The following is a 13,378-nucleotide window of genomic DNA, read 5'->3' on the forward strand; positions in this document are numbered from 1 at the left end:
ACGTATGGGACGGTCATCAATACAAAGTCAATGATGTGGATATTAGCCGCATTCCTGTCGAAAATATTGTCGGAAAAATGACAAGCGATCAGATCGAGAGCTTGAACACGGCAAAACTTATCGGCAAAGTAAATAGCGGTCAAATTCAAAATATCAATGCTAACCAAATCAACGGTAGCATTCAGGCAAATCAACTTGCTGCCGGTGCGGTCACAACAGCAAAATTGGCGGCCGGGGCAGTAGTTGCCGATAAACTTGCTGCGAACTCGGTGAGTGCAGGTGCATTACAAGCCGGTGCGGTGAGAGCAAATCACGTGGCCGCAGGGGAGTTAACTGCGGACAAACTTGCCATTGGGCTTGGTGGGAATTTACTGTATAACCCGATTTTTGCTAATAATGGGAACGGTTGGTTTATGTATGTTGATACTCAAAATATTGATAACAACGGTTGGCGATTTGACAACGAAACAGGGATTTACCAAGGCGGCGCATATTTACCAACCGAATTAAAATTCAGATGGCAGCTCGAACGAAAAAATCTGAATGTCGGTAATGTGAGGCTTGGTGGGCTTTATCAAGATATTAAATTGGTAAAAAATAAATATTATTGCTTTTCTGCTTATGTGGGTGGGCATAGGAGTTTTACTGATTTAAATATTGAGCAAGGTGCAGTTCAAATAATCAAACGTTCTTGGGGCGGGCGCGGAGTAAATGGCGGTTATGGTAATAACAATATTGACACCGGTATCGAAAATGACAGACGTATTTTTGTTATTTTCAAAGCGACAGGTGATAACGCCAATTATCGCCTTATCATAAATATGTGGGCGGAAGGGGCAAACCAATCCCCATTTATTGCTATTCGCCGTCCAATGCTCGAAGAATGCACCGAACATACCAAAAGCCCAAGCCCTTGGCAGAATGCCGGTGTTACTGCGATTCATGGTGGCTCAATTGTGACGCAAAGTATCACCACTCAGCAAATTGCTGCTAATGCCATTACGGCTAATCAGCTTGCGGCAGGTGTGGTAGCTGCCAGACATATTGCGGCAAATAGTATTAATAGCGGGCATATTGTCTCTAAATCGATTTCTGTCGATAAGCTGAATGTGAGTCACTTGTCGGCTATTAGTGCTGATTTGGGAGATATTAGAGGTGGTTCGATTAATATCAATAATCGATTTAAAGTTGGACGTGATGGCGTAATGGAAATGCGAGCTAATCAAGGTAATGTTGGGCTTGTCATAAATAATAACCAAATTATTGTTTATGATATCCAAGGAAGACCGAGACTTAAAATAGGAAAATTACGATGATTTATATGTTGATGATTGTTTTTATTGCCGTAGCTTTTACTACGGCTTTCTTTTTTAAAAAAAGAAAAAATAAAAAACTACAAAAAGGTGGTAGCGAAATGTACGGAATAGAAGTCTATGAAAACGGAAAGACTTTTGATATTGCAAACAAAACTGTTTTGCTTGTCGATAAATTTACAGTACCGTACGGACAGAATGGGAGCAGATCTTATGAGGGCAACGTATTGACTGCACTCTATACCGTATCTGGCGATTTTGCATTTGGAAATGATAGTTTATTACCGAAATTCCGAATCGATGGAAAAACCGTTCATTGGGAGTGGGTGCGCTGTCGAAATAGACCGTACAGTAATAATATTACAGTTTTAGTTTTGGGGTGAGTTATGGATAAATATGGAATACATCTATTTGGGAAAAATTTTTCAATGACCGATGAAAAATTACTTGTAACTGTTCTTGACATTGACGTTTCGGGTCAATTAACTCAAGGTTGGTGGGATTTACCTAACACCGAGATTTTAAATACAAATGATTATTCCGAAGATGAAGTGCTTGTTTTCGCAAATAGAAATTTCATTAAGTATTTTGACGGTATTAGAACTGCATCATGGGGAGGGACTAAGCATAAAGGCGTGTTTAATTATCACCGACCTGTCATTCGCAAAAAAGGTAACCATTTTCAGATAAGAATAGTGAGCAATATTGAGCGATATTTTCTCGATTCAGGTACCGGATATAAAACGCCTTGGGAGGGTGTAAAACTAAAAGATGTGCTCTATTATGGGCTGAGGGATAAGGCTAACCTTCAAAATGCAAGGCTTAGATTAAAAATAGTTGTCCCGCTAAAAAAAATAGATAATATCCCTGAGTATGGGATTGCAGTCTATGATGAAAACGGAAACTGTAAATATTGCAACAGCACAGATGGTTATGCGAGGCAGATACGTATACATCATACGGGAATAAGCTCTTTTAGTAGCAATAAATTTGATACGAATGAGATCAATGATTATTATAGTAGGGCGTTAACAACGAAGCTTAATGCAAATGAATATGTATTAATGACACCGCTTGGGTATTTTGATAGCTGTTATCAGTATGCCGGGGGGCGAGGACATTTTATGTCAGGAGAAATTTTACCAGCAATTGCGGAAGATGGAACGGTCTCGGTTACTGCATTCACTGAGTTTTCCGTAATACCAAAACAAAAAAGAGCTTTTCCATCTCAAGCTAGTGATGAATATACTAATGATAGTATTATAAATCCTATATTATTAATCGCTGAATTTTAATTTATCTTGGATAAATATGATGGATTAAAAATCATTCAAACCGACCGCACTTTTACGTGCGGTTTTTTATTATCTATAACACAGGAGAGTCTTATGACGACATTTAACAAAATTTTAAATCCAATGTATTCGGCAATTGCGAATTATTCAACTCAAGATGACGGGGCAATTAATGCCAAATATGTGATTGGCACAGGTTCGGATAATGAGGGGGCAGTCACCGACTTTACACCGATTATCAGCGAATACAAATACATTGAGGCAACCGCAGCACAAACTTTGAGTAATGCACCGCTGACGAAAGACGATCTCGGCAAATCGCCGCAGCAAATTATGTTAGATCGGATTTATACCCACCTCAAAGAAACAGGGCAAATTCTGGTATGAAAAAACAAGATATTCAATTTGTACGGGGCGATGATTATTCGCTCCGTTTTCGTTTAGTGCCACCGGTAGATTTGATGGGCTGTCGATTCGACCTGCACGCAAGAGAAGATGAGGATAGCGAGCCTGTTATTAAACTATCAAATCGCACCGGTGAAATTGAAATTTATCCTGATAGCTTATTAGTGCATTTCCCGCACAAGGCAACTGAAAGCGCTGAATGGGATATCGCAAATTATGATTTACAGCTCATCGATCTGCAAGGTAAGCGGCGCACATTATTGATGGGAAAAATTAAACTCATTAAAGACCAAACGAGGGTTTAACAATGGATGAGATTGAAATCCCGGCACTCACAATACAGGAGTTTGAGCTTGAATTAATCGGGCAAGAGGGAATGGCTCTGTTGCCAAAAGAAGATGAACAAGAGCAATGTAATATCCCTGATTTATTAACCCTTTATAAACTTTCAAAAATTTAACAACGTAGGAGAAAAAATGAGTCAAAGCACACAAAAATTAGTTTTATTTGCTCAAGCGGTAGGCGCAGATATTAAAGCGCTAACCAAGCGCATTGATGATTTAATCAATCAACCGGCACAGGTTGATTTAACACAAGTGCGAGAGGAAATTACCCAAGCAATTAATGGGCTACGCAATCAATTAGCAGGTGGCGAGTTGGACGAAAGTCTAGACACACTGAAAGAAATTGCGGATAAGCTCAAAGAGGATAGCAACGTAGCGGTGGCAATCACTCAAAAACTCACTGAGTTAAATGGGAAAATCACCGCGTTAGAACAAGAGATAAATCTTGATTTACTCACTACCTATAATCAAGCAAAACAGGAGTTAAAAAATGGCTAAAACCAATAAAAATCAATCAGTAAATGCAATGTTTGCATATAACGTAGCAAAAGATATTGTCAATCTCGAAAATGAGATTAAAAAACTTAAAGGATTACCGGCATCAAATTCGGGCAAGCCTGAAATGTCAGCAACCCCTACAGCGAAAGGTTATATCTTGAATGTTAAATTAAAAGCAGGGATTACGGATAGTCACGCGAACTTTAATCTAAATATCCCAAGCGAATTTATTGGCTTGACTGCCAAAGTTGACGTTTATTCGACATCGAAAATTTATCGTAACGGAGCAACCGAAGAAATTGACCGGAAACTCGGTGACGCCTTTTTTGAACGATTACCAGTAAAATTATCTGAACAAAATCTTATGTTTAACAGCATGAAGGTATCTCGATACGGGCAAGAAAATAACGAAGGCTATTTTGAAGAAAATAGAGTCTTTATCATTTACCCATTAAATGTTATCGGAGATACAATTGAAGTAGAGCCGAGTACGGCATAAGCGGGATAAAGTGCGGTAGTTTTACCGCACTTTTTGTACCTAAAGATTTTCGCCGCGAATCCATTCATCAATTTTATTGGCCCATTGTTGCAACATATCTCTACGTTGTTCGCTATACTCAGCCTTATTATAAACTGCGCGTACTCCCTGTTGTTCGTGTGCAAGACTTTTTTCAATCCAATCAGTATTAAATCCCATTTCGTGAAGTAGGGTAGAGCCAGTTCTACGTAAATCGTGAACGGTAAAATCATCAATTCTCTGCTCGTCTTTATTAATAAACTCAATACACTTTGCAATCACTCTATTTAAAGAGCTGTTGGCTATTGGTTGTCTGCGATTAACTCGCCCCGGTAAAAGATATGGCGAGCCTTCCGAGTAAATTTGAAACGCTACAATCAAATCAAGTGCTTGCTCGGACAAATACACATTGTGAGCACGTTTTGCTTTCATACGCTCTGCTGGGATAGTCCATACTTTATTTTTAAAGTCCACTTCGTCCCACTTAGCATTGATCAGTTCGCCTTTTCGCACCATCGTAAGCAAGATAAATTTCACTGCTTTTTTTAAGGCAAAATCCGATTGTGTTTCTTCAAGTGCGGTAAAAAATAAATGAATTTCTTTTGGTGTTAAAGTGCGCTCTCGTTTTTTGAATGTGGCTATTGATGAATTGGCTATATCATCAGCAGGGTTTGAGAATTTATGCCCACGTTGAGTAGCATAGCGATAGATATTAGCAATTAAATCACGGACAAGGATAGCGGTAGATGGTGCGCCACGCTCTTTGATTTGCTCGCAGTGACGGCGGATTTCATCTGTCGTAATTTCTGTCATTAATCGATTGCCAAATTTCGATTTTATATCACGCTCATAGGTAGCAATACGTAAAGCCTTTGTACTCTCGGCAAGCTGTACATCAGCAAGATACTTTTCAGCGAAAGCAGAAAATCGATCTGCATTGCGGATTAAGTCTTTTTCATTGCGTTTTTCGTTGGCAGGGGAAATACCTTCGCTGACTTTTTTACGAGCCACCATCAGGCGTTCACGCGCTTCAGCAAGATTAATGCCATCAGCACCATATTTGCCTATAGTCAGTGTTTCTCGCCTGCCGTTAATGCGGTAGTCATAGCGAAATGTTATGGTGCCAGCAGTTGATACAGTCACGTAAAGACCGTCACGATCCGCTACTTTATAAAGCTTGTCTTTTGGTTTAAGAGATTTGATTTTCGTATCCGTTAGCATTTTACGTTACTTTTACCGTCGTTAAGTTGACGGTATTTTCGATCTTTTTATCAATAAGAGCAAGGCTATACCGTCAATTTTACCGAAAGAAAAATAAAATAATATGAAATGTCGTGAAATGAAGTGAAATAGAAAAGCCCTGTCATCACAGGGCTTCTGGCTATTTTTGAAGTGAATTGAAATATGATGAAAAGCGGTTTTTTTATTCCCATTCAATCGTTGCCGGGGGTTTGCCCGATACGTCATATACCACACGTGAAATGCCGCTTATTTCATTAATGATACGGTTAGAGATTTTTCCTAACAAGTCATAAGGTAAGTGTGCCCAATGTGCGGTCATAAAATCAATCGTTTCTACGGCACGAAGTGAAACAACCCAGTCGTATTTACGACCATCACCCATCACACCTACAGATTTCACTGGTAAGAATACAGTGAAGGCTTGGCTGACTTTGTAGTACCAATCTGCCTTGTGTAATTCTTCCATAAAGATCGCATCGGCACGGCGGAGTAAGTCACAGTATTCTTTTTTCACTTCACCTAGTACACGAACCCCTAAACCCGGGCCGGGGAATGGATGGCGATTCAGCATTTCAGCCGGTAAACCTAATGCTAAACCGATTTTACGGACCTCATCTTTGAATAATTCACGCAATGGCTCAACTAAACCGAGTTTCATATAATCCGGTAATCCACCGACATTATGGTGAGATTTGATGACGTGGGCTTTGCCTGTTTTGCTGGCGGCAGATTCAATTACATCAGGGTAGATTGTGCCTTGTGCCAACCATTTCACATTCGGATGCTTTTTCGATTCGTCATCGAATACATCCACAAACACTTTACCGATAATTTTACGTTTTGTTTCCGGTTCATTTATGCCGGCGAGTTCGTTTAAGAAACGATCTTCTGCATTGACTCGAGTGATGTTTAGTCCGAATTTATTTCCGAACATTTCCATCACTTGATCACCTTCATTTAAGCGTAACAAGCCGTTATCTACAAATACACAATGTAGGTTTTTACCAATTGCACGGTGTAACAATAAAGCGACTACTGATGAATCTACACCGCCTGATAATCCTAAAATTACTTCATCATCACCCACTTGTGCTTTAATGCGGGCAACGGCATCTTCAATGATGTTTTCTGCGGTCCATTTTGTTTCACAACCACAAATGTTTACCACAAAATTGGTTAATAATTCCAAGCCGCTTTTCGTGTGGGTGACTTCCGGGTGGAACTGCACACCGTAGAAACGGCGATTTTCGTCTGACATTGCCGCAATTGGGCAAGTCGGTGTTACGCCTGTTACTTGGAAACCTTGCGGTAAACGGGTTACTTTGTCTCCGTGGCTCATCCAAACGTCTAATTTAGGCTCGGAAGCCGTCAAGTTATCGTTAAGATTAGCAAAAAGTGCGGTCGAATTTTCTAAAGAAACGGAAGCGTAACCAAATTCTCGGTGATCCGAAGTTTCTGTTAAACCGCCTAATTGCATTGCCATTGTTTGCATTCCGTAGCAGATACCAAGCACAGGCACGCTTGCGTTAAATACATATTCCGGTGCACGTGGGCTATTTGCTGCAGTAGTACTCTCAGGGCCGCCCGAAAGGATAATACCGGTCGGGTTAAATTCACGGATTTGTTCTTCGGTAACGTCCCACGCCCAAAGCTCGCAATAAACCCCGATTTCACGCACACGACGTGCGATAAGTTGGGTATATTGGGAACCGAAGTCGAGGATAAGGATTTTGTGGTTATGGATGTTGTTCATAAAATTCTCTATTAATTAAACTATTTTTTTACTTCTTGGCAGGCTGATACTTCAAGAACTTGTAATCCTTCTTTTTTTTAAATCGCAAATGAACCCTGACGGCAGTTTGCTCCAAAAAGTTCTGCAAATTGTTCTGTCGGTCTACCCTGAGCCATTAAATATAGATTACCGTTTTCATCAGTATGCTGTTTTTTAATAATCCAGTTATTTTTTTGCAATGCTTTTAGCACACTTTCCTGTGATTGACCTTCGTACATATCAGGTACACCACTTGAAGACCAGTCATTAGCACAAGCTGATAGGAAAAGGCCGGTTATGAGGAATGTTAATTTTTTCATAGACTATTTATCCTGAATAAGGCAGTTGAGTTTCTTCAACAATGTAGTAAAACTCAACCGCACTTTAAGAAACTGGAAAAACTCCCACTGTTAACCCATACGATAATTCGGTGCTTCTTTAGTAATCGTCACATCGTGGACGTGCGATTCTTTAATGCCTGCCCCGCTGATGCGTACAAATTCTGCCTTAGTGCGTAAATCTTCAATAGTCGGGCAGCCTGTTAATCCCATACAGGAACGTAAGCCGCCCATTTGTTGGTGAATGATTTCCTTTAAGTAACCTTTGTATGGAATACGTCCTTCAATGCCTTCCGGTACGAGTTTATCGGCGGCGTTATCGGATTGGAAATAGCGATCTGATGAGCCTTTCGCCATTGCGCCAAGTGAACCCATTCCACGGTAAGATTTAAAGGCTCGTCCTTGATAAAGTTCGATTTCACCCGGAGCTTCTTCCGTACCGGCGAACATGGAGCCGACCATCACACAGCTTGCGCCTGCGGCAATGGCTTTGGCAATATCACCGGAAAAACGGATACCGCCGTCCGCAATCACCGGAATGCCACGATCTTTTAATGCTTCTGCAGCATTTGCAATGGCAGTGATTTGCGGTACACCGACACCGGTTACGATACGGGTTGTGCAGATTGAACCTGGGCCGATACCGACTTTCACCGCACTTGCGCCTGCGTCGGCAAGGGCAATTGCACCTTCAGCCGTTGCCACATTACCGGCTACGATTGGTAAGTTCGGATATTTAGCACGGGTTTCACGCACACGTTGTAATACCCCTTCGGAATGACCGTGAGAAGAATCAATTAAAAGAACGTCCACGCCGGCTTTAACCAATGCATCAATACGTTCTTCGTTACCGGGACCTGCGCCTACTGCCGCACCAACGCGTAAACGACCGAATTCATCTTTACAGGCATTAGGTTTTTGCTCGGCTTTTTGGAAATCTTTAACGGTGATCATTCCTTTTAACTTGAAGCTATCATCCACCATTAGTACTTTTTCTACACGGTGTTCGTGCATTAAGCCTAAAATCGTTTCGCGGCTTGCTCCCTCTTTTACTGTAACCAAGAGATCTTTTTTCGTCATTACTTGAGAAACGGTTTTGTTTAAATCTCTTACGAAACGGGTATCACGACCGGTGATGATGCCGATTAAGTTGTTCTCGTTATCGACCACAGGGTAGCCGGCAAAGCCGTTTTTCTTTACTAATTCAGCCAGTTGTTTAAGCGTTAAATCCGGTGAAACGGTAACCGGTTCAGATACGATACCGCTTTCAAATTTTTTCACTTTACGAACACGATCCGCTTGACGTTCAATCGTCATATTCTTGTGAATAAAACCGATCCCGCCTTCTTGTGCAAGAGAAATGGCTAATTTCGTTTCCGTTACGGTATCCATCGCAGCGGAAAGCATTGGGATATTTAAACGAATTTCTTTAGTAAGTTGAGTTGAAAGATTGGCAGTATTCGGAAGCACGGTGGAATGTGCCGGGACGAGCAATACATCGTCAAAAGTAAGGGCTTCTTGTTTGATTCTAAGCATCGCAATATTCTCGCTGTTGAAAGTTATGATAAAAAATATTGCGGCGGGATTATACAGATATAACTTCATTTTGAAAACGAAAATTTTTGATTTTGTGCTATATTTGCAAAGGTTTTCCCTAGGAGAAAAAGATGAATTTATCACTACTGAATTATTTGGCGGATTGTCAGCCGAAAGTGCGGTCGAATTTGGCAATGTTTTCACAAAATATTGAAGATGATTTGGCAAAATTTCGAGCACAAGGATTACAAATAGAAAAATATGCGGGATATTATCGTTTAGTACCGCAGCTGCCTCTATTAAATTCAAGACAAATTTCAACCGCTCTTTTTCCTTACCAAGTGCATTATCAACCCATTATTTCTTCAACAAACGAGTGGGTTTTGCAAAATATTCCGCAATTAAAAAAAGGTGATCTTTGTCTTGCGGAATTTCAAACAGTAGGGCGAGGGCGGCGTGGGCGCCAATGGATTTCTCCCTTTGCCGGGCAAATGATTTTTAGCTTTTATTGGGCATTCGAGCCTCAACAATCTATTGAAGGGTTAAGCCTTGTTGTGGGATTAGCAATTGCTGAAACGCTTGGTGCACAAGTAAAATGGCCGAATGATGTTTTGTTAGATGGAAAAAAGCTCGGCGGCATTTTGGTCGAAATTTCTAATCATAAAAACGGATTGATAAATTTGGTGATTGGTGTCGGCATTAATGTGTCATTACCGGCACAAACTGAAATTAATCAACCTTGCGCGGAATTGCGCAAAGTTAATCATAATGCAGATCGTCAAATTTTATTTCCAAAACTGATACGGCATCTTTATACACGTTTGGAACGTTTTGAAAAGGAGGGGATTGATAGGGAATTTCAACAAACATGGAAGGCGCATAATGCCTTTTTTCACAATAAGGTGAATGTTATTACGGAACAGGGTGTGATTTCAGGGATTGAACAGGGTATTGATTCACACGGGTACTTGCAGGTTTTTTCCGGAAATGAGTTAAAAACCTTTAATGGTGGCGAAGTTTCACTTCGAAAAAAATAGTGAGGTCAAAAAACATTGCATTTTTCGACCGCACTTTGCATTAAATAACTTGCTGAATTAATGCGGAAATATCTTGCGGAAATCGTTCTGAACGTGCCATTTCTTCAATTTGTGCCGCTTGATATTTCGTGCCGTCATATACGACAACAATAGCAGTGTCGCCCGGTTGTAAAAAGTGTGTTTCTCCAAATGGTGTGTAGCGTGTCGCCCCAATACTGATGACGGTTTGAGCCGGATAACCCGCAGTTTCAAGTAATGATGCAATGTGATTCATTGGTCCTTCATCCGGTTGATTATTCATCCGATCTACGATCCAATCCAATAATTCTTGATGGAAATAGCTGTATTCTGCGGCAGGGCTATCCACGCCATAAGTATTCATTTTTCCATTGCGTTTGTGAAAGCTTGCAATGCGGTAATGATCAATATCACTTCCCTTATTAAAAGAGATGATTGGCAATAAATTCGTTGAGATACCTTTCGATTCCGCTCCCCAGTTTTTCTTTTCACAGATTTTTTTCGCATTAGGACGGCGAATGGAACAATCATTGTAAGCGGCGAAATAACGAGGAATGATCGCTGAGACTTTTCTTTCTTTATATTGGACTTCACAAATAAGGGCAATTTCCGGCTCAATTTGTAAATTATCTGCTCCTTCAGGAAAACGAATATATTGATGGCTAAGTGGGTAAACGGAAAGGAAGCCGGCTTTTTCACTAGGCACGTAGAATGGAAAAATTGCTTTAGGTTGAATGGCATTTGTTGTTTTTATGGCGATAAAGTCATTGGCTTCCCCCGCTTGTTCTAAATGTCCGGCAAAATTTCCGGCAACACCGAAACCAATCATCTTTTCAAAATTCATATCATCTCCTTATTTAAAATAGTGTGATCGCTTAAATTTATCCTGATTTTTGTCTAAAAACAAATCTAACCGTCTAACATTTAAACAGATAACAAAAAAATTAAAATTTTTTACAAAAATCCCTTGCAAGACAAAAATTTTTGCCTATAATGCGCACCACACAACGACGCACTGTTGTGAAGGATTTAAAATTGCAGTGCGTCGTTTTATTTTCGCCTTATTTTGAGCGTGTTGTTTTGAATTGGCGAATGGCTCTTTAACAATGTATCAGACAATCTGTGTGGGCACTTGTTGATTGACTTGTTTAAAATAATTTTTAATTTTGAAGTCTTAATAGGTGCTTAACTTGAGATTCATTTTTACCTTATTTTTCAAGGTGAATAATTTTTTAGTCAGTATTTATTGAGCGATTGAACTTGAATTGAAGAGTTTGATCATGGCTCAGATTGAACGCTGGCGGCAGGCTTAACACATGCAAGTCGAACGGTAGCGGGAAGGAGCTTGCTTCTTTTTGTGAGAGTGGCGGACGGGTGAGTAATGCTTGGGAATCTGGCTTATGGAGGGGGATAACTACTGGAAACGGTAGCTAATACCGCGTAATGTCTATGGACTAAAGGGGGCGTTTGCTCTTGCCATAAGATGAGCCCAAGTGGGATTAGGTAGTTGGTGGGGTAATGGCCTACCAAGCCTGCGATCTCTAGCTGGTCTGAGAGGATGGCCAGCCACACCGGGACTGAGACACGGCCCGGACTCCTACGGGAGGCAGCAGTGGGGAATATTGCGCAATGGGGGGAACCCTGACGCAGCCATGCCGCGTGAATGAAGAAGGCCTTCGGGTTGTAAAGTTCTTTCGGTGATGAGGAAGGGATTGTGGTTAATACCCACAGTCATTGACGTTAATTACAGAAGAAGCACCGGCTAACTCCGTGCCAGCAGCCGCGGTAATACGGAGGGTGCGAGCGTTAATCGGAATAACTGGGCGTAAAGGGCACGCAGGCGGCTATTTAAGTGAGGTGTGAAATCCCCGGGCTTAACCTGGGAATTGCATTTCATACTGGGTAGCTAGAGTACTTTAGGGAGGGGTAGAATTCCACGTGTAGCGGTGAAATGCGTAGAGATGTGGAGGAATACCGAAGGCGAAGGCAGCCCCTTGGGAATGTACTGACGCTCATGTGCGAAAGCGTGGGGAGCAAACAGGATTAGATACCCTGGTAGTCCACGCTGTAAACGCTGTCGATTTGGGGATTGGGCTTTAAGCTTGGTGCCCGTAGCTAACGTGATAAATCGACCGCCTGGGGAGTACGGCCGCAAGGTTAAAACTCAAATGAATTGACGGGGGCCCGCACAAGCGGTGGAGCATGTGGTTTAATTCGATGCAACGCGAAGAACCTTACCTACTCTTGACATCCTCAGAATCCGATAGAGATATTGGAGTGCCTTTGGGAACTGAGAGACAGGTGCTGCATGGCTGTCGTCAGCTCGTGTTGTGAAATGTTGGGTTAAGTCCCGCAACGAGCGCAACCCTTATCCTTTGTTGCCAGCGACTTGGTCGGGAACTCAAAGGAGACTGCCGGTGATAAACCGGAGGAAGGTGGGGATGACGTCAAGTCATCATGGCCCTTACGAGTAGGGCTACACACGTGCTACAATGGCGTATACAGAGGGAAGCGAGGCAGCGATGCGGAGCGAATCTCACAAAGTACGTCTAAGTCCGGATTGGAGTCTGCAACTCGACTCCATGAAGTCGGAATCGCTAGTAATCGCGAATCAGAATGTCGCGGTGAATACGTTCCCGGGCCTTGTACACACCGCCCGTCACACCATGGGAGTGGGTTGTACCAGAAGTAGATAGCTTAACCGTAAGGGGGGCGTTTACCACGGTATGATTCATGACTGGGGTGAAGTCGTAACAAGGTAACCGTAGGGGAACCTGCGGTTGGATCACCTCCTTACCTATAGCGAGCGATAGCAAGTGTTCACACAGATTGGCTGATGGATTGTAGACAAAAGAGAGCAGAAAAGATTAAGTAAGAGTATCTTTAATTGATGTCCCCATCGTCTAGAGGCCTAGGACATCGCCCTTTCACGGCGGTAACCGGGGTTCGAATCCCCGTGGGGACGCCAATTAAAGATAACTTTAACGGGAAATCTTATTGTTCTTTAACAAATTGGAAACAAGCTGAAAAACTGAAGAGACTTCTGTCGGGGCGAAAGCCCTGA

General features: G+C 41.8%; 13 protein-coding genes, 1 tRNA gene and 1 rRNA gene. 10 read left to right on the plus strand and 5 right to left on the minus strand.

The window, feature by feature from the left end:
* Positions 1 to 1,312 precede the first annotated feature (1,312 nt).
* The 7 genes from IHV77_RS10050 (at position 1,313) to IHV77_RS10080 (ending at position 4,354) form a co-directional block, all read left to right on the plus strand.
* The gene (locus tag IHV77_RS10050) at positions 1,313 to 1,696 is read left to right on the plus strand and encodes a hypothetical protein (RefSeq protein WP_194811820.1); all 384 of its coding nucleotides are present in this window, start codon (positions 1,313 to 1,315) and stop codon (positions 1,694 to 1,696) included.
* 3 nt (positions 1,697 to 1,699) lie between these two features.
* Complete coding sequence (locus IHV77_RS10055; RefSeq protein ID WP_194811821.1) at positions 1,700 to 2,608, plus strand: hypothetical protein; 909 nt, start codon at positions 1,700 to 1,702, stop codon at positions 2,606 to 2,608.
* 93 nt (positions 2,609 to 2,701) lie between these two features.
* The gene (locus tag IHV77_RS10060; RefSeq protein ID WP_194811822.1) at positions 2,702 to 2,995 is read left to right on the plus strand and encodes a hypothetical protein; all 294 of its coding nucleotides are present in this window, start codon (positions 2,702 to 2,704) and stop codon (positions 2,993 to 2,995) included.
* Positions 2,992 to 3,318: a hypothetical protein gene (locus IHV77_RS10065; protein WP_194811823.1), complete on the plus strand. Its 327-nt coding sequence runs from the start codon at positions 2,992 to 2,994 to the stop codon at positions 3,316 to 3,318. Before IHV77_RS10060 ends, IHV77_RS10065 begins: the two co-directional genes overlap by 4 nt.
* Positions 3,319 to 3,320: 2 nt before the next feature.
* Positions 3,321 to 3,473 carry a hypothetical protein gene (locus tag IHV77_RS10070; RefSeq protein WP_194811824.1) on the plus strand — a complete coding sequence of 51 codons (153 nt, stop codon included), beginning with the start codon at positions 3,321 to 3,323 and terminating at the stop codon, positions 3,471 to 3,473.
* Positions 3,474 to 3,489: 16 nt separating this feature from the next.
* Entirely contained in the window at positions 3,490 to 3,855 is a 366-nt protein-coding gene (locus tag IHV77_RS10075) for a hypothetical protein (RefSeq protein WP_194811825.1), read from the plus strand.
* Positions 3,848 to 4,354 carry a hypothetical protein gene (locus IHV77_RS10080; protein WP_194811826.1) on the plus strand — a complete coding sequence of 169 codons (507 nt, stop codon included), beginning with the start codon at positions 3,848 to 3,850 and terminating at the stop codon, positions 4,352 to 4,354. Before IHV77_RS10075 ends, IHV77_RS10080 begins: the two co-directional genes overlap by 8 nt.
* A gap of 39 nt (positions 4,355 to 4,393) precedes the next feature.
* On the opposite strand, the gene IHV77_RS10085 is transcribed toward IHV77_RS10080, so the two are convergent.
* The 4 genes from IHV77_RS10085 to guaB form a co-directional block, all read right to left on the minus strand.
* Positions 4,394 to 5,593 (minus strand): tyrosine-type recombinase/integrase, encoded by a 1,200-nt coding sequence (locus IHV77_RS10085; RefSeq protein ID WP_194811827.1) that lies wholly within the window; start codon positions 5,591 to 5,593, stop codon positions 4,394 to 4,396.
* Positions 5,594 to 5,795: 202 nt separating this feature from the next.
* Positions 5,796 to 7,367 carry a glutamine-hydrolyzing GMP synthase gene (guaA, locus tag IHV77_RS10090; protein ID WP_194811828.1) on the minus strand — a complete coding sequence of 524 codons (1,572 nt, stop codon included), beginning with the start codon at positions 7,365 to 7,367 and terminating at the stop codon, positions 5,796 to 5,798.
* Between the two features lie 77 nt (positions 7,368 to 7,444).
* Positions 7,445 to 7,705, minus strand: a complete 261-nt coding sequence (locus tag IHV77_RS10095) for a hypothetical protein (protein WP_194811829.1) — start codon at positions 7,703 to 7,705, stop codon at positions 7,445 to 7,447.
* 90 nt (positions 7,706 to 7,795) lie between these two features.
* Complete coding sequence (gene guaB, locus IHV77_RS10100) at positions 7,796 to 9,259, minus strand: IMP dehydrogenase (RefSeq protein ID WP_194811830.1); 1,464 nt, start codon at positions 9,257 to 9,259, stop codon at positions 7,796 to 7,798.
* A gap of 131 nt (positions 9,260 to 9,390) precedes the next feature.
* On the opposite strand from guaB, the gene birA reads away from it, so the two are divergent.
* Positions 9,391 to 10,296: a bifunctional biotin--[acetyl-CoA-carboxylase] ligase/biotin operon repressor BirA gene (gene birA, locus IHV77_RS10105; protein WP_194811831.1), complete on the plus strand. Its 906-nt coding sequence runs from the start codon at positions 9,391 to 9,393 to the stop codon at positions 10,294 to 10,296.
* A 40-nt stretch (positions 10,297 to 10,336) separates the two neighbouring features.
* Here birA and IHV77_RS10110 read toward each other — a convergent pair whose 3' ends face one another.
* On the minus strand, positions 10,337 to 11,158 hold the full coding sequence (locus tag IHV77_RS10110; RefSeq protein WP_194811832.1) for a DUF5718 family protein: 822 nt from the start codon (positions 11,156 to 11,158) through the stop codon (positions 10,337 to 10,339).
* Between the two features lie 418 nt (positions 11,159 to 11,576).
* Between IHV77_RS10110 and IHV77_RS10115 the strand changes: the two genes are divergently transcribed.
* Together IHV77_RS10115 and IHV77_RS10120 are read left to right on the plus strand one after the other, a co-directional pair.
* Positions 11,577 to 13,110 (plus strand): 16S ribosomal RNA (locus IHV77_RS10115).
* Positions 13,111 to 13,206: 96 nt separating this feature from the next.
* A tRNA-Glu gene (locus IHV77_RS10120) sits at positions 13,207 to 13,282 on the plus strand.
* The last annotated feature ends 96 nt before the right edge of the window (positions 13,283 to 13,378 follow it).

Source organism: Rodentibacter haemolyticus, from assembly GCF_015356115.1.
GTDB lineage: Bacteria > Pseudomonadota > Gammaproteobacteria > Enterobacterales > Pasteurellaceae > Rodentibacter > Rodentibacter haemolyticus.

Bases quoted from the DNA above. Each gene is read 5' to 3' on its own strand.
- IHV77_RS10055 (WP_194811821.1), top strand. From the start codon at position 1,700: ATGGATAAATATGGAATACATCTATTTGGGAAAAATTTTTCAATGACC.
- IHV77_RS10070 (WP_194811824.1), top strand. From the start codon at position 3,321: ATGGATGAGATTGAAATCCCGGCACTCACAATACAGGAGTTTGAGCTT.
- IHV77_RS10050 (WP_194811820.1), top strand. From the start codon at position 1,313: ATGATTTATATGTTGATGATTGTTTTTATTGCCGTAGCTTTTACTACG.
- IHV77_RS10095 (WP_194811829.1), bottom strand. From the start codon at position 7,705: ATGAAAAAATTAACATTCCTCATAACCGGCCTTTTCCTATCAGCTTGT.
- IHV77_RS10110 (WP_194811832.1), bottom strand. From the start codon at position 11,158: ATGAATTTTGAAAAGATGATTGGTTTCGGTGTTGCCGGAAATTTTGCC.
- birA (WP_194811831.1), top strand. From the start codon at position 9,391: ATGAATTTATCACTACTGAATTATTTGGCGGATTGTCAGCCGAAAGTG.
- guaA (WP_194811828.1), bottom strand. From the start codon at position 7,367: ATGAACAACATCCATAACCACAAAATCCTTATCCTCGACTTCGGTTCC.
- IHV77_RS10085 (WP_194811827.1), bottom strand. From the start codon at position 5,593: ATGCTAACGGATACGAAAATCAAATCTCTTAAACCAAAAGACAAGCTT.
- guaB (WP_194811830.1), bottom strand. From the start codon at position 9,259: ATGCTTAGAATCAAACAAGAAGCCCTTACTTTTGACGATGTATTGCTC.
- IHV77_RS10080 (WP_194811826.1), top strand. From the start codon at position 3,848: ATGGCTAAAACCAATAAAAATCAATCAGTAAATGCAATGTTTGCATAT.
- IHV77_RS10065 (WP_194811823.1), top strand. From the start codon at position 2,992: ATGAAAAAACAAGATATTCAATTTGTACGGGGCGATGATTATTCGCTC.
- IHV77_RS10060 (WP_194811822.1), top strand. From the start codon at position 2,702: ATGACGACATTTAACAAAATTTTAAATCCAATGTATTCGGCAATTGCG.
- IHV77_RS10075 (WP_194811825.1), top strand. From the start codon at position 3,490: ATGAGTCAAAGCACACAAAAATTAGTTTTATTTGCTCAAGCGGTAGGC.